Genomic DNA, 15,693 nt, shown 5'->3' on the forward strand with positions numbered 1-15,693 from the left:
CCGCCTCCGGACGTCCCGCGCATGCCCAAGAAAATCGAAGCCCGCCGCTCCGCCATCCACGGCAACGGCGTCTTCGCCACCGCTCCGATCGCCAAGGGGGAGCGCGTGGTCCGCTACAAGGGCCTGCTGCGCACCCACGCCGAGGTGGACCGGGTGTATGCCGACGAGCTCGACACCGGCCACACCTTCCTGTTCACGCTCAACGACAAGTACGTGATCGATGCCAACGTGGACGGCAACGACGCGCGCTGGATCAACCACAGCTGCGATCCCAACTGCGAGGCCACCTGGCTCGAGTCCGACACCGGCAAGAAGCGCAAGGACCGCATCTACATCGAGGCCATGCGCGACATTGCCGAAGGCGAGGAGCTGACCTACAACTACGGCATCGTGCTCGCCGAGGCGCACACCGCGCGGCTCAAGAAGCTCTGGGCCTGCCGCTGCGGCTCGCCGCACTGCACCGGCACCATGTTGCAGCCCAAGCCGCCGAAGAAGAAGTCCAAGGGCTGAACTCGCCCGTCGAAGGCGGCTGATGCCGCAGGGCGCCTGAGCGTTGCCATGACTTACGACCCTCGGCGTCGGGGTGTCGGGCGTCCAGACTGCGCCGGCTCCCACCGCCAAGGACCTGGCATGACCCCGAATCCCCTTGCCCTGATCCTGCTGCTGGCGGCCCCGGCCGCGGGCGCCGTGGACATCGACGGGCGGATCAGCGCCGACGAATGGGCCGGTGCGCGAGAAGTCAACGAGTTCGTGATGGTGCAGCCGGACAACGGCCAGCCCGCCACCCACCGCACCCAGGCCTGGATCCTGGCCACGCCCGAAGGCCTGGCGGTCGCCTTCCGCAACACGCAGCCCGCCGACGTGCCGCGCAGCACCCAGCGCACGCGCCGCGACCAGGGCGGCCAGCTCGACCGCGTCAACCTGATGGTGGACTTCGACGGCGACGGCCGCACCGGCTACGACTTCATGGTCACCGTCACCGACGGCATCAGCGACGAGGTGATCACCAGCGAGCGCAACTTCAACACCGACTGGGACGGCCTCTGGAGCCACGCGGTGTCTCAGGACGCCGACAGCTGGAGCGTGGAGATGCTGATCCCCTGGCACGTGGCGCCGATGGCGCGCCCGGCCGACGGCAAGCGCACCCTGGGCATCTACCTGGACCGCGTGGTGGGCAGCACCGGCGAGCGTTTCGGCTGGCCGGCCATCAGCTTCCAGCGCCCGCGCTTCCTGTCCGAATTCGCGCGCATCGAAGTGCCGCTGTACGAACAGTCGCTGCTGGCCGTGACGCCCTACGTCGTGGCCGTGAACGACCGGATCAGCGGCGACACCGACTTCGATGCCGGCGCCGACCTGTTCTGGAAGCCCAACGGGCAGTTCCAGCTTTCGGCCACGATCAATCCCGACTTCGGCCAGGTCGAGAGCGACGACCTGGTGGTGAACTTCGGCGCGGTCGAAACCTTCTTCGGCGACAAGCGCCCGTTCTTCACCGAGAACCAGGGCCTGTTCGACGTGCCCTTCGGCGCCGGCAACAGCCGCCTTCTTTACACGCGCCGCATCGGCGGCGAGGCCGACGACGGCAGTGGCGCCGGGGATGTCGAGGCCGCGGTGAAGCTCAACGGCAGCCTGGGCCAGGTGCGCTACGGCCTGCTGGCGGCAACCGAGGGCGATGACGTCGGCCGCGATTTTTTCGCCCTGCGCGCGACCCGCGATTTCGGGCCGCAGGACCTGGGCGGCATGCTGACCTACGTGGACAGTCCCTTCCTGGACCGCACGGCTGCGGTGTACTCGGTGGACCACCTGTGGACGCCGACGCCGGCCTGGAGCATCCGCTCACAAGCTGTGGCCTCGCGCATCGAACAGGCCGGCGAGCAGCGCAACGACAGCGGCTTCCAGCTGCGGGCCGACCAGGAGCTGGGCAACGGCTGGCGCCAACAGCTGTATTTCCTGCACCTGGGCGACGACCTGCAGCTCAACGACATCGGCTACCTGGACCGCAACGACTTCAACTACCTGCGCTACGAGCTGGCGCAGCGGCAGACCAACCTGCCCGAGTCCTCGCCCTATGCCTCGCACGAGTGGCGCTGGGCGGCCTCGCAGCGGCGCAACGACCACGGCCTGCGCATCGCCGATGCGGTGGCGGTGAACCGTTACAGCGAGCGCCGCGACGGCGGCAGCCAGTTCCTGGAGTTCGCGGGCTGGACCGCAGGCCACGATGACCTGATCACCCGCGGCAATGGTGTGGTGCAGGTGCCGGAAAAAATCTTCCTTTACGGCGAGCGCTTTCGGCCCCAGCGTGGCCGCTGGTCGTGGTTCGGCTATGCGCGCGCGGCCGCCGAAGGACTCGATGGCACCGACGGCATGGGCCTGGAGCTGGGCATCGAGCCGACCCTGCACCTGAGCGACAGCCTCAGCATCGAGCTGGAGGCGTCACTGCTGCGCAACCCGGACTGGCTGCTGTGGCGCGGCGGCGACCGGCTGGGCAGCTTCGACATGGCGCAGGCGCGGCTGTCGAGCAGCCTGCAATGGCAGATCGGTACGCGGCAGGAGCTGCGCGTAAAGTTCGAGACCATCGCGCTCGACGCGCGGGTGGAGCAGGCCTGGCGGGTTGGCCCGGGCGGCCGGCCGCTGCCGATCGTGGACTCGTCGATCTCCGACTTCAGCCTCAACAACCTCGGTTTCCAGGTGCGTTACCGCTATGAACTGGCGCCGCTGTCGGACCTGTACGTGGTCTACGGGCGGGGCGGGCTGGGGTTCGAGGACACCAGCCGGTCGCTGTCGGAACTGCTGGGCGATGCCACCTCGCTGCGCGACGCCGAGCAGATCCTGGTCAAGCTGAGCTACCGCTTCGCCAACTGACCCGGCCAGATGATCTACAACTCGTTGATTCTTAAAGGTGGTTGCAAATCGTTTCAGGCAGGAGCCTAATGTTTCAGAAATTTCTGAAACCACGGGTATCCAGATGGACCTGCCGCCGCTGAGCCAATCCTTCGTCCTGCACTTCGGCGAGATGGGCAGCCGCTGGGGCATCAACCGCACGGTCGGCCAGATCTATGCCGTGCTGTTCATTTCCCCCCAGCCGCTGACCGCCGACGAGATCACCGAGCGCTTGGGCGTGAGCCGGTCCAATGTCAGCATGGGCCTGAAGGAGCTGTCGTCCTGGCGTCTGGTGCGCCTGAGCCACCAGCCCGGCGATCGCCGTGATTTCTATTCCGCGCCCGAGGACGTCTGGGCGATCTTCAAGACCCTGGCCGAAGAGCGCCAGCGCCGCGAGGTGGATCCCACCCTGTCCATGCTGCGCGACGCGCTGCTCGAGACCCCGGCCTCGGCCGAGGAAAAACACGCCCAGGAGCGCATGCGGCAGATGCACACCCTGATCGAGCAGCTCACCGACTGGTTCGGCGAAGTGCGCAAGCTGCAGCCGGCGACCCTGGAGCGGCTGATGTCGCTGGGTGCCACCGCCACCAAGCTGCTGGAAATGAAAGACCGCCTGCTGGGAAATTCGTCTCCGCCGCCGCGCGACACCGTCACCCAGGGCGCCGTGGTCGTGCCACTGCGTGAAGAGGGGAGGGATCAGTCGTGAGCCTCGAGTCCGCCGTCGATCCGGTGATGCTGGCCCGGATCCAGTTTGCCGCCAACATCAGCTTCCACATCCTGTTTCCCAGCATCACCATCGCGCTGGGCTGGATCCTGCTGTTCTTCAAGCTGCGCTTCCTCAAGACCGGCGACGACAAGTGGCTGTCGGCCTATTTCTTCTGGGTGAAGGTGTTCGCGCTCAGCTTCGGCATGGGCGTGGTCAGTGGCGTCACCATGAGCTTCCAGTTCGGCACCAACTGGCCCGGCTACATGAACACCGTGGGCAACATCGCCGGCCCGCTGCTGGCCTATGAAGTGCTGACCGCGTTTTTCCTGGAGGCCAGCTTCCTGGGCATCATGCTGTTCGGGCGCAAGAAGGTCGGCGAGCGCATGCACACGCTGGCCACCGTGCTGGTGGCCTTCGGCACCACGGCCTCGGCCTTCTGGATCCTGGCGCTCAACTCCTGGATGCAGACGCCGGCCGGCTTCGAGATGATCAACGGCGTCGCCCACCCCACCGACTGGTGGGCGGTGATCTTCAATCCGTCCTTCCCCTACCGGCTGGTGCACGTGCTGCTGGCTTCCGGACTCACCGCCGCCTTCCTCGTGGCGGGCCTGTCCGCCTTCCGCTGGCTGCGCGGCGAGCGCAGCCCGGACGTCATGGCCGCGCTGCGCACCGGCGTGGTGATGGGCGCGATGCTGATCCCGGTGCAGATCTTCGTCGGCGACCTGCACGGCCTGAACACGTTCGAACACCAGCCGGCCAAGGTGGCCGCGATGGAAGGCGTCTGGCAGGACGAGCGCGGCGCGCCGCTGCTGCTGTTCTCCGTGCCCAACGAGGCCGAGCGCCGCAACGACTACGCCATCGGCATCCCCAAACTGTCCAGCCTGATCCTGACCCACGAGCTGGACGGCGAGATCAAGGGGCTGGACAGCTTCCCTGGGGAGCACCCGCCGGTCGGCCCGGTGTTCTGGAGCTTCCGCGTGATGGTGGGCATGGGCGTGCTGATGTTGGGCGTGTCCTGGCTGGCCGCGTGGCAGCTGCGCCGCCGTGGCGAGCCCGCAACCTGGCTGCTGCGCGTGCTGGTGGCGATGACGTTCGCGGGCTGGGTGGCCACGCTGGCCGGCTGGTACGTCACCGAGATCGGGCGCCAGCCCTGGCTGGTGACCGGCGTGCTGCGCACGGCGCAGGCCGCGTCCGAAACGCCGGCCCCGATCATCGGCATCAGCCTCAGCGCCTACCTGGCGATCTACCTGGTGCTGCTGCTGGCCTATGTGTCGGTGCTGTTCCACCTGGCGCGCAAGGGCGGCGCCACGGTGGCCGCACCGATCACCGCGCCGCGCGGCGAACCCGACGAAGTCTGACCGGACCGGAGAACCTCCATGGATGCCTACCTGCCGCTGATCTTCATGGGCCTGATGGCGCTGGCGATGCTGGTGTACGTGGTGCTGGACGGCTACGACCTGGGCGTCGGCCTGCTGGTGCCCTTCGCCGACGACGACGCCAAGAACCGCATGGTCGCCTCGATCGGTCCGTTCTGGGATGCGAACGAAACCTGGCTGGTGCTGGGCGTGGGCTTGCTGCTGGTGGCCTTCCCGGTCGCGCACGGCGTGATCCTGGGCGCGCTGTACCTGCCGGTGATGGTGATGCTGATCGGCCTGATCCTGCGCGGCGTGGCCTTCGATTTCCGGGCCAAGGCGCACGACGACCATCGCATGCTCTGGAACACGGCCTTCGCGCTGGGCTCGCTGGTGGCGTCACTGGCGCAGGGCTACATGGTCGGTCGCTACATCCTGGGCTTCGAGACGGGCGCGACCGCCGTGGTGTTCGCCTGCTTCATCGCGCTGTGCCTGGCCGCGGGCTACACCCTGCTGGGCGCCACCTGGTTGCTGATGAAGATGGAAGGACCGCTGGTGCAGAAGGCGGCGGCCTGGGGCTGGCGCGCGCTGTGGCTGACGGGCCTGGGCATCGTGGCTGTGTCCATCGCCACGCCCTACGTCAGCCCGCGCATCTTCGGGAAGTGGTTCAGCCTGCCCAACCTGTTCCTGCTGATGCCCGTGCCGCTGCTCACGGCGGTGCTGTTCGCGCTGTGCGAGAACCACCTGCGCCGCATCCGCCGCGGCGTCGGCGGCAAGGACTGGATTCCGTTCGCGGCCGCCATCGGCATGTTCGTGCTGGCCTTCGGGGGCCTGGCCTACAGCCTGTACCCCTACCTGGTGATCGACCGCATCGAATTCTGGGACGCGGCCGCGGCGCCGGGCTCGCTCAAGATCATCCTGGTCGGCGCCTGCGTCACGCTGCCGGTGATCATCGGCTACACGATCTTCTCGTACAAAGTGTTCTGGGGCCGCAGCACCGAACTGAGCTACGAGTGATCAGCGCTTGCAGCTGCTGATGCGTTCCGCGGCCGGGTAATCGGAAACGCGGCAGGTCCAGTCGATCATGCCGCTGGGGTTGGCCTTGGGCACCAGGCGCAGCTTGCCGCCCGGCGCCACGTCGGACTGCATCGAGATCAGGATCACGCCCTGGGGCTCGAGCCGGATCGATTCGACCGGACCGCTGCGGAAGTCGGCGGGCTGGCCCATGCCGATCTCGGCGAGGTCGCGCGGCCACTCCAGCGTGTTCATGTAGTGCTCCACCACGCCCACCTTGACCATGTTGGCGCGCGCAAGGGCCTCGGCGGCCAGCGCCGAAAGACGCATCTCCTTCGCTTGGCGTTCGAGCTCGATGCGCCGCGCTTCTTCGTCGCTGGCCTGCTGGTCGAGCGCGGCGCGCGCGCCGGCGACGCTGCGCTCGACGCTGGCGTCGAGCTCCCGGGCGATGCCCTGGGCCTCCTCGCGGGCTTGGTCGAGGCTGACGCGCGCGGCTTCGCCGGCTTTCTCCAGGCGGGGCGCCAGCACGAAGCGGTCGTAGACGAACAGCGCCAGGCCGGCCGCCAGCAGCACGGCCAGGAAGGTGGGCAGGATGTTTTTCATGCGGGTTCCGGCATCACCGTCAGGCTGAACTCGCAGACCACGGGCGGGTGCGCCCGCACCACGGGCAGGTCCGAGGCGAACGCCGCGTCGCCGATCGGATAGCCGGGGGGCTCGGCGCCCTCGGCGAACTCCGGCGCGCAAAGCGTTACCGAGCCTGCCGAGTCGCCGTCGGGCGCGACGGTGCCGCCGCCCCATTCCACCACGGCGCCGCCGTAGTCCCAGCCGAACCCATGGAAGCCGAAGGTGGTGCCGTTGAGCGTTTCCAGCGCATTGCTGTCCATGCCGATGCGCACGCCGTCGGCGCGCTGCCAGGCGGTGGCCTGCGCATCGGCGACCAACTGGGAAGGATGTTCGCCCTGGTCGTCCAGATACACGCGCAGCCGCCGAGTGGGGTCGTCGGGAAACAGGATCCAGCCGTCGTGGGTTTCCCCTTCCGCGCCCGGCAGTACCTCGGCGACGACGTTGCCGGCGCCGAGCCGGGCTTGCAGCGTGGCGAAGGTGTCCTGCGTGTGCACCAACCGTTCCATCGCGGGCGGTTCGGCCGGCGCAGCCTCGCTCGCGGCTGCCGCCGGAGCCTCGGTCGCCGGTGTTGCCGCCGGGGCTGCGTCAGCCGCGTCGGTCGCGTCGGACGGCGGTGCTCCGGCGGCCGATGCCGGCGCTTCGGGTTCGGCGGGTGAACAGGCCGCCAGGGCCAGTGCGATCAACAGCGCGAGGGCGGGGCGGTCGACGGTCATGCGAAGTCCTGGGGTGGGGCCGGGGTAGGCGCAGTCTAGTCTTCCTCGTGCCGCGGTTTGTAGGCCTCCACCAGCTGCTTCTGCACGTTGCCCGGCACCGGCTCGTAATGGCTGAACTCCAGGTCGTAGCGGCCGCGTCCGGCGGTGGCGCCCTTGAGTTCGGTGGCGTAGTCGGTCAGCTCCGACAGCGGCACCTGGGCCTTGACCACGATCTCGCCGCCGCGGCCGGCATCGGTGCCGTGGATGCGCGCGCGCTTGCCGGCCAGTTGCCCGGTGATGTCGCCCATGTGCGCTTCGGGCGCCGCCACGGTCAGGTCCACGATCGGCTCGAGCACCTGCGGCCGGGCCTTGGCGATGGCATCGAGGAAGGCCCGCTTGCCGGCGGCCACGAAGGCCACTTCCTTCGAATCCACGGTGTGGTACTTGCCGTCGTAAACCGTCACGCGCACATCCTGAATCGGATAGCCCGCCAGCGCGCCCCCGTGCAGCACCTGGCGCACCCCTTTCTCGACCGCCGGGATGTACTGGCCCGGGATGGTGCCGCCCTTCACCGCATCCACGAACTCGAAGCCCGTGCCGCGCGCCAGCGGCTCGACCTTCAGGAAGACTTCGCCAAACTGACCCGCGCCGCCGGTCTGCTTCTTGTGCCGATGGTGGCCCTCGGCCGGGGCGGCGATGGTTTCGCGGTAGGCGATGCGCGGCGGGCGCGAGCGCACGTCCACCCCGTAGCGTTCCCGGATGCGTTCCAGCAGCACCCGCAGGTGCAGTTCGCCCAGGCCGCGGACCACGGTCTCGTTCAATTCGACGTGGTGTTCAATCTGGTAACCAGGGTCCTCTTCCGCCAGCTTGTGCAGCGCGGTGGCGAGCTTCTGCTCCTGGCCGCGCGTGGCCGCCTCGATCGCCAGCCCGAACATCGGCCGGGGGAAATCCAGCGGCTTCAGGCGCAGCTGGTCCTCGTCGTGGCTGTCGTGCAGCACGGCATCGAAGTGGATGTCGTCGATCTTGGCCACGGCGGCGATGTCGCCGGCGACCGCGCGGTCGATCTCGACGTGCTCGCGCCCCTTGAGCCGGAACAGGTGCCCGGCTTTGAAGGACTTGCGACCGTCGTCAACAAACAACTGGCTGTCGCGCCGCACCGTGCCCTGGAATACGCGGAACACGCTCAGCTTGCCGACGAAGGGATCGTTGACGATCTTGAACACGTCGGCCACCACGTGTGCGTCCGGATCGGCGGTGGTGGCCAGGGGCGCGCCGTTCTTCTCGAACGGCGGCGGGTTGCCCTCCCGCGGATTGGGCAGCAGCTTTTCCGCCAGCGCCAGCAATTCGGCCACGCCCGCGCCGGTGCGCGCCGACACGAAGCACACCGGCACCAGGTGGCCTTCGCGCAGGCACTGTTCGAAGGCATCGTGCAGGGCGGCACCCGACAGCCCGGTCTCGCCGTCTTCCAGGTAGCGCTCCATCACCTGCTCGTTGATCTCCACCACCTGGTCGATGATGCGCTGGTGGGCGTCGGCCACCGGACCCAGATCGGAGTCGCCGGCCGGGTTGAAGAAGCAGTCCACCACGCGCCGTCCGCCGTCGGCCGGCAGGTTGATCGGCAGGCACTCGGGACCGAAGGCCTCGCGCAGTTCGTCCACCAGTGCGCCCAGCCGGCCGGGCTCGGCGTCGATGCGGTTCACCACGATCAGGCGGCACAGGTTGCGCTCGCGCGCGTGGTCCATCATGCGGCGCGTTCCGTACTCGATGCCGGCGCCGGCGTTGACGACGATCGCCACGGTTTCCACGGCCGAGAAGGCCGACAGCGTGGGCCCGCGGAAATCGGGGTAACCCGGCGTATCGATCAGGTTGACGTGGATGCCGCCATGGTCGATCGCCGCGATGGCGGTGTTGAGCGAATGCCCGCGCGCCTTTTCCATCGGATCGAAGTCGGACACGGTGGTGCCGCGTTCGAGGCTGCCTGCCGTGGGAATTGCGCCGCCGGCATGCAGCAGGGCTTCGAACAGGGTGGTCTTGCCGGCGCCGGGGTGGCCTGCCAGGGCCAGGTTGCGGATGTCCTGCGTGCGGTACGACATGAGGCCGTCTCTCCCAGGGTGATGGGCGGATAGGCCGTCATGGTCGGCGGCGCAGTGGCGCTGCCAGGTCGTTTATCGCGCGACCGCGCGTCGGTCATGGCGGAACCCCGGCGGGGCCGGGAGGGCTAGCCTTCCACTGCGCGCCGGCCGGGTCAACCCGGGCGGAGGTCAGGCTGCGGCGGCCGACTTGGCGCGGTCGACGAGCGACTTGAGGCGGGCCAGCGCGGGCTCGATGTCGGCGGCGTGACGCTGCCACTTTCCCGGGTCCGGCGGGGTGAGCGTGTAGCGCGACAGCGGCAGCCCGTTCGCCAGGCTGCGGTCCCAGCGCCAGTCGGCCCAGCCGCACAGGCGCTGCACCTGCGCCTGCGGGTCGGCGACCAGATCCGCGTAGTCCAGGCCGATGCGATCGGACGCCGGTACGGCGGCCAGGTCGTCGAGCAGGATGCGCATGCAGGCTTCCCACTGGCGGGCGACCAGGTCCGGCAAGGGCAGGCCGTCCCATGCCGGCCAGCCCGGGGGCAGCAGGAAGGACCAGGCAGGGCCGTTCCAGCCGGGCAGGCGCGGATAGGTGACGAAATCGCCCGAGCGCCAGCCCTCGATCATGCTGGCCAGCACCTGGCGCGGATCACGGTGCAGGTAGATGAAGCGCGCGCCGGGAAAGACTTCGCGCAGGAAAGGAATGCGCAGGGTGTTCTTTGGCGTTTTTTCCAGCATGCGCACCGCGCCCTCGGACGGCGGACGGCCGTCGCGGTCGTGCAGGGCCGCCATGAAGCGATCGCGCAGCGCCTGCACCACGTCCGGGTCGGCGTCCTTGGCCAGCAGGCGGTTGGAGCCGTGTTCCTTGGCCGAGGGCGCCAGCGCCGCGATGCCTTCGATCAGCTGGTGGCTTTCGTCACCGATGGTGTACACGCCGGGCGCGGCGACCAGGGTCTCGAACAGCAGCGTGGAGCCCGAGCGCGGCGGTGAAACGATGAACACCGGCCGGTCGAAATGGCGCGCGGGCGCCGCGGGGCGCGGCTTCGCCGCGGCGGCTTCGCTGCCGCCGTGCACGTCCCGGTTGGCCCCGGCGTCCGCGCGGTCGGCCAGCGCCACGCCGAACACGTAGTTGTCGAGCATGAACTGCAGTCCGACTTCATTGCGCAGGCCGATCTCGCCGGCGCCGCGCGCGCTGGCCTCGGCACGGCCACGATCCAGCAGCGCGCGGTACCGTGGCCAGCCCTCGCGACGCTCGCCGTAGGCCGACCACAGCGCCTGCCAGCGCCGCGCCAGGTCCAGCAGGCCCTGCTGTACCGCCGGCAGCCGCGGGTGCGGCACGGCCTCGGCCAGCAGGAATACGAAGTGGTCGCGCATTTCCCACGGGCTCATCACCACCGGCTGGTTCACCGCTTCGAAATCCAGCGCGGGCGCCGGCAGGTCGGCGCGGAAGGCGTGCGGCGTCTCGCGCCAGCCGGGCAGGTCGCGGCCGGGCGGCCGTCCGCCGGCGATCAGGCTCCACAGGCGGTCGCCGCCCACGGTGTCGGCCACCAGGTGGATGCGTTCGCTGTCGTTGCCGTTGAGCACGCGGTGGCGCGACCAGGTGTCGAAGATCCAGCATTCGCCGGCGCGCATGTTCACCTCCGACTGCGCGACCTGGAAGCGCACGTCGGGCGTGGTGGTGATCGGCACGTGCACGCGCATGCGTTCGCGCCAGTAGTAGTTGGTGTCCACGTGCGGCGTCACTTCGGCCTGGCCCGACAGGCGCATCAGGCGCGAGCGGCCCCAGGTGGCGCCCAGCGCATCGAGCACCTGGGCCACGCGCGGCAGCCGGGCCAGCAGTGGCGTTGGCCGCATTTCGCCGGTGAGGTCGTCGTTGGCGGGGTCGCCGCCGGCGGTGACCAGGGTCAGCGCGCTGTTGCCGGCCAGGCCGGCCACGTGCGGCCGCCAGTGGTGCTCCTCGATGCCGGCGATCTCGTCGGCGAGCGCCTGGCTGTCGAAATGGATGGGCAGCTGGAGGAAGGGGACCTGGAGTTTCATGGGCGTCCACGCCGGGGCAGGCGGTCATGGTACCGGCCCCGGCCGGGCCGAGGCGAGGCCACGCCCGGCATACACTGGGTCCTGCACGATAGTGCGGCGAAGGAGCGATGGAGTGCATCAGCAGGCAGGCACGGCGATTTGCGTGCATGGGGCGGGAGGCGGCGGCTGGGAATGGGGCGTGTGGGTCCGCGTGCTCCGCGCCGCGGGCTGGCAGGCGCTTGCACCCGACCTGCAGCCGGCGCCGCACGGCCTGGCCGCCACCGCGCTTGAGGATTATTCGCAGCAGGTCGGCGCCTGGCTCGGCGCGACGACGCGACCGCGCGTGCTGGTGGGCGCCAGCCTCGGCGGCCGCCTGGCGATGCTGCACGCGGCGGCCGCCGAGGCGCTGGTGCTGGTGAATCCGATGCCGCCGGGCGGCATGGACGTTCCGCGCGCCGAGGGCATCAAGCCCTGGGGCCGCGGGGCCAGCCTGCACGGCACGCGCCGCGCGCTGCCGGATGCCGACGACCTGGCGGCCCAATACGCCTTCCGCCGCTGGCGCGACGAATCGGCGCGCGTGCTGCACGAGGCCAGCCAGCCCCTGGCCGCAGCCCGTCCGGCCTGCCCGGTGCTGGTGTTCGCCTCCGGGCAGGATGCCGACGTTCCCGCAGAGTCCTCGGCCGCCCTGGCGAATGCCTGGCAGGCCAGCCTGGTGCGCCTGCCGGGCAGCCACGTCGGACCGCTGCTGGGGCGGCAGGCGGCGCGCGCTGCCGCGCAGGCTGTCGAGTGGCTGAACGCCCTGGACCTGCCACGCTGAGTTCAGCCGCAGTTGGGCGCTCCGGCCCGACGATGCGCCTGCGCCAATCCGGCGACAGGAGCACCCCATGAAGCGTATCGCTGTGCGTTCCCTCGTCCTGGCCCTCGGCCTCACCGCCGGCGCCGCCAGCGCGCAGGACTACTACGAGCAGGGAAGCTACGGTTACGGCGATGACTACGCCGCGCAGGATGCGGGCTATTACGAGTCCGAAGGCCAGGGCTACTACGCCGGCCAGGACGATTATTACGACGACACGCGCGCTTACGCAGCGCAGGATTACGGCGTGGCCGGTCCGGCCTACGCCTCGCGCGGCGATGGCTACAACGACGCGGCGTATGACCTGGCGCGCGTGACCAGCGTCGACCCGATCGTCGACCCGGGCCGCCCGGTGAGCCGCCAGGTCTGCGAATCGGCGCCCGCGCCGGTGTACGCCCGCCAAGGCTACGCGCCGCGTCGCACCAGCGGCGGCGGTGCGGTGCTGGGCGCCATCGTCGGCGGTGCGCTGGGCAACACGGTGGGCAGCGGCGATGGCCGCCAGGCCGCCACGGTGCTGGGCGCGGTGATCGGCGGCGCGATCGGCAACGACATCGAGCGCAATGGCGGTCGCGGCGACCCGCGTTATGGCGACGACCGCTACGGCTATCGCGGCCAGCCTTCGGGCTACTACGCCGCGCAGGACGTGCAGCGCTGCCGCGTGGTCACCGACTATCGTCGCGACGAGCGCGTGCTCGGCTATCGCGTCGGTTACGAGTACGCCGGCCGTCACTACCAGACCACCACCGACTACCACCCGGGCAGCGAGATCCGCGTGCGGGTGATGGTGACGCCCGAGGGCTGATCCCGCGGGACTTCGGATCGGAAGGGGCCTTCGGGCCCCTTCTCCGTTTCGGGACCACGCGATTGCCGGTAGGGTAGGGCGCACTTCCGGGAGCCCACCATGCCGACCCTGCGCCTTGCCGTCCTTGTTTCCGCCGCGCTGTGTGCGCCCGCCGTGAGTGCGGGATCACCCGGCCTGCTGGTGGACGCGCGCATCCACACCGGCGATGCCTCGCGGCCGGTGGCCGAAGCGGTGGCGTGGGATGCGCAGGGGCGCGTGCTGGCGGTGGGCAGCTCGGCGGAACTGCAGCGGCGTTACCCGCAGGTGCCGGTCACGCGGGCCGGGGGTCGCACCGTCGTGCCCGGCCTGATCGATGCCCACGGCCACCTGATGAACCTGGGTTTCGCGCTGATGCGCGCCGACCTGGTCGGTGCCGACAGCAAGCAGGACGTGATCCGTCGCCTGCAGGCGTTCGAGCGCAGCCTGCCGCCGGGCGCGTGGCTGCTCGGCAGAGGCTGGGACCAGAACGACTGGCCGGACAGGGCCTTCCCGACCGCGGCGGATCTCGATGCGGCCTTCCCCGACCGGCCGGTCTGGCTCGAGCGCGTGGATGGCCACGCGGGCTGGGCCAACAGCGCGGCGATGCGCAGCGTCGAGCATGACCTGTCGGGCGACTGGCAGCCCGAAGGCGGGCGCATCCTGCGCGTCCAGGCCCAGGCCACCGGCGTGTTCGTGGATGCCGCCGCCGCCCTCGTGGATGCCGCGGTGCCCGTGCCCGACGAGGCCACGCGCGCCGAGGCGCTGACGCGCGCGCTGGCGCATGCCGTGTCGCAGGGCCTGACCGGTGTGCACGACATGGGCGTGTCGCTGGACGACCTGGCCCTGATGCGCCGCTTCGCCGATGAAGCCCGCCTGCCGCTGCGCATCCGCGCCTATGCCGATGGCGACCGGCCGGCGCTGGCCGCGCTTTGCGCGATGGGTCCCTACGAACACCCGCAGGGTCGCCTGGCGATGCGCGGCGTGAAGCTGTACGTGGACGGCGCGCTCGGCAGCCGCGGCGCGGCGCTGCTGGAGGACTACAGCGATGAGCCGGGGCACCGCGGCCTGCTGGTGACCGAACCGGCGGCCTACGCGGCGGCGGTGGCCAAGGCGGCGCGCTGCGGACTGCAGCCGGCCAGCCATGCCATCGGCGATCGCGGCAACCGCATCGTGCTCGATACCTACGCCGCGCAGCAGGCGGGCCGTGATCCGGCCGCCTTGCGCTGGCGCGTGGAGCATGCGCAGGTGGTGGCGCCCGCGGATTTCGCGCGCTTTGCCACGCTTGGGCTGATCGCTTCGATGCAGCCCACGCACGCCATCTCCGACATGCCCTGGGCCGAAGACCGCGTCGGCCCGGTGAGGCTGGACGGCGCCTACGCCTGGCAGACCTTCCGCAAGCAGGGCGTGCCGCTGGCCCTGGGCTCGGATTTTCCGGTCGAATCGGCCGATCCGCGCCTGGGCCTGTACGCGGCGGTGACGCGTCAGGACCGCGCCGGGAAGCCCGAGGGCGGCTGGCTCGCGGGCCAGTCGCTGACCGCGGCGCAGGCGCTGGAAGGCTTCACGAGGGGTGCGGCCCATGCCGCGTTCGACGACGACGAGCTCGGGCGCCTGGCGCCGGGCCTGCGCGCCGATTTCGTGATCCTGGATGCGGATCCGCTGGCGGTGGAGCCCGCCGCCTTGCTGGACCTGGGCGTGGTCTCGACCTGGGTGGACGGCGAAGTGGTTTACACGCGCCCGGCGAGCGCGGACTAGGAGGCCGGCCAGTCGAGGGTGCCGCGCACCACGGTCTGCACCATGCCGCCGGACCAGACTTCGCCCTGGTCATCCACGTGCAGTTCCAGGCGCGCGTCGTGGCCGACTTCGCGGCCCTGGCTGACGACGTAGGCGCCCTCGCGGCCGGGCAGGGCCTGGCTCAAGTGCAGCCAGGCCGCGAGGGTGGCGTTGGCGGCGCCCGAGGCGGCGTCTTCCACCTGCGCCGGCTGCCCCACCAGGGCACGCACCACCAGGTCGTAGTCGCGGTCGCGGCAGCGCGCGAACACGCACAGGCCCATCGCTTCGTGGTCGCGGGCCAGTGCCGACACCGCGTCCCAGCGCGGCACCAGGCCGCGAACGGCGGACTCGTCCTCGAGTTCGGCCAGCCACCAGCGGCGGCCGCCGTCCATCAGCACGGGTGGCAAGGCGCCGGCGGTGATGCCGGCCAGCGCAGCGCCAAGCCGCGGATCGTCGGGCTGGCCGATCTCCAGCACCCGGGCGCGCGGCGCACGCACCGAGAGGCGGCGGGTGGCGCCGTCGCCGCGCACGGCGATCGGCAGCAGGCCCACGGCGCATTCCTGCACCAGGCGGCCGTCGCGCGGCACGGCCAGTCCGGCCTCGAGCACCGCATGGGCGCTGCCGATGCTCGGGTGGCCGGCGAAGGGGACTTCGCGCCGCGGGCTGAAGATGCGCAGCCGGTAGCTCGCTTCGGGCGTGGACGGCGGCAGCAGGAAAGTGGTTTCCGGCAGCCGCGTCCAGCGTGCGATCGCCTGCATGGCCTCGTCGTCCAGGCCGGCCGCGTCCAGCACGACGGCCAGGGGGTTGCCATCGCCGGGTTTGGCGGCGAACACATCGAGCTGTACGAAGGCGCGGGTCATCAGGGGCGTCCTGCCCGGTGGGCGCAGCAGGTTATCAGGG

The 15,693-nt window shown here is 70.4% G+C and carries 13 protein-coding genes; 8 read left to right on the forward strand and 5 right to left on the reverse strand.

Annotated elements, in window-relative coordinates:
• Nucleotides 1–21 precede the first annotated feature (21 nt).
• From ACOQFR_RS02765 to ACOQFR_RS02785, 5 genes are all read left to right on the forward strand, one after another.
• Nucleotides 22–510: an SET domain-containing protein gene (locus ACOQFR_RS02765; RefSeq protein ID WP_421378266.1), complete on the forward strand. Its 489-nt coding sequence runs from the start codon at nucleotides 22–24 to the stop codon at nucleotides 508–510.
• 120 nt (nucleotides 511–630) lie between these two features.
• Nucleotides 631–2,859: a DUF5916 domain-containing protein gene (locus ACOQFR_RS02770; RefSeq protein ID WP_421378268.1), complete on the forward strand. Its 2,229-nt coding sequence runs from the start codon at nucleotides 631–633 to the stop codon at nucleotides 2,857–2,859.
• Nucleotides 2,860–2,962: 103 nt separating this feature from the next.
• Nucleotides 2,963–3,583: a GbsR/MarR family transcriptional regulator gene (locus tag ACOQFR_RS02775; RefSeq protein ID WP_421378270.1), complete on the forward strand. Its 621-nt coding sequence runs from the start codon at nucleotides 2,963–2,965 to the stop codon at nucleotides 3,581–3,583.
• Nucleotides 3,580–4,941: a cytochrome ubiquinol oxidase subunit I gene (locus ACOQFR_RS02780; RefSeq protein ID WP_421378272.1), complete on the forward strand. Its 1,362-nt coding sequence runs from the start codon at nucleotides 3,580–3,582 to the stop codon at nucleotides 4,939–4,941. The genes ACOQFR_RS02775 and ACOQFR_RS02780 overlap by 4 nt, the downstream gene beginning before the upstream one ends.
• 18 nt (nucleotides 4,942–4,959) lie before the next feature.
• Entirely contained in the window at nucleotides 4,960–5,952 is a 993-nt protein-coding gene (locus tag ACOQFR_RS02785; RefSeq protein ID WP_421378274.1) for a cytochrome d ubiquinol oxidase subunit II, read from the forward strand.
• On the opposite strand, the gene ACOQFR_RS02790 is transcribed toward ACOQFR_RS02785, so the two are convergent.
• The 4 genes from ACOQFR_RS02790 to ACOQFR_RS02805 all read right to left on the reverse strand — a co-directional run bounded on the left by ACOQFR_RS02790 (nucleotide 5,953) and on the right by ACOQFR_RS02805 (nucleotide 11,371).
• Nucleotides 5,953–6,552, reverse strand: coding sequence for a pilin (locus ACOQFR_RS02790; protein WP_421378276.1), 600 nt, complete (start codon nucleotides 6,550–6,552; stop codon nucleotides 5,953–5,955).
• A complete protein-coding gene (locus ACOQFR_RS02795) occupies nucleotides 6,549–7,286 on the reverse strand; it encodes a hypothetical protein (RefSeq protein ID WP_421378278.1) in 738 nt (245 codons plus the stop codon). The genes ACOQFR_RS02790 and ACOQFR_RS02795 overlap by 4 nt, the downstream gene beginning before the upstream one ends.
• Nucleotides 7,287–7,321: 35 nt before the next feature.
• Entirely contained in the window at nucleotides 7,322–9,358 is a 2,037-nt protein-coding gene (gene fusA, locus ACOQFR_RS02800; RefSeq protein WP_421378280.1) for an elongation factor G, read from the reverse strand.
• 168 nt (nucleotides 9,359–9,526) lie between these two features.
• On the reverse strand, nucleotides 9,527–11,371 hold the full coding sequence (locus tag ACOQFR_RS02805) for a sulfotransferase (RefSeq protein ID WP_421378282.1): 1,845 nt from the start codon (nucleotides 11,369–11,371) through the stop codon (nucleotides 9,527–9,529).
• Between the two features lie 142 nt (nucleotides 11,372–11,513).
• Here ACOQFR_RS02805 and ACOQFR_RS02810 point away from each other — a divergent pair, with 142 nt between their 5' ends.
• From ACOQFR_RS02810 to ACOQFR_RS02820, 3 genes are all read left to right on the forward strand, one after another.
• A complete protein-coding gene (locus ACOQFR_RS02810; RefSeq protein WP_421378284.1) occupies nucleotides 11,514–12,167 on the forward strand; it encodes an alpha/beta fold hydrolase in 654 nt (217 codons plus the stop codon).
• 67 nt (nucleotides 12,168–12,234) lie between these two features.
• On the forward strand, nucleotides 12,235–13,005 hold the full coding sequence (locus ACOQFR_RS02815; protein WP_421378286.1) for a glycine zipper 2TM domain-containing protein: 771 nt from the start codon (nucleotides 12,235–12,237) through the stop codon (nucleotides 13,003–13,005).
• 99 nt (nucleotides 13,006–13,104) lie between these two features.
• Entirely contained in the window at nucleotides 13,105–14,775 is a 1,671-nt protein-coding gene (locus ACOQFR_RS02820; RefSeq protein WP_421378287.1) for an amidohydrolase, read from the forward strand.
• On the opposite strand, the gene ACOQFR_RS02825 is transcribed toward ACOQFR_RS02820, so the two are convergent.
• Nucleotides 14,772–15,656 (reverse strand): PhzF family phenazine biosynthesis protein, encoded by an 885-nt coding sequence (locus tag ACOQFR_RS02825; protein ID WP_421378523.1) that lies wholly within the window; start codon nucleotides 15,654–15,656, stop codon nucleotides 14,772–14,774. The two genes, ACOQFR_RS02820 and ACOQFR_RS02825, sit on opposite strands and share 4 nt — an antisense overlap.
• Between the last annotated feature and the right edge of the window lie 37 nt (nucleotides 15,657–15,693).

The sequence above is a fragment of the Arenimonas sp. MALMAid1274 genome, from assembly GCF_049195245.1.
Classification (GTDB): Bacteria; Pseudomonadota; Gammaproteobacteria; order Xanthomonadales; family Xanthomonadaceae; genus Arenimonas.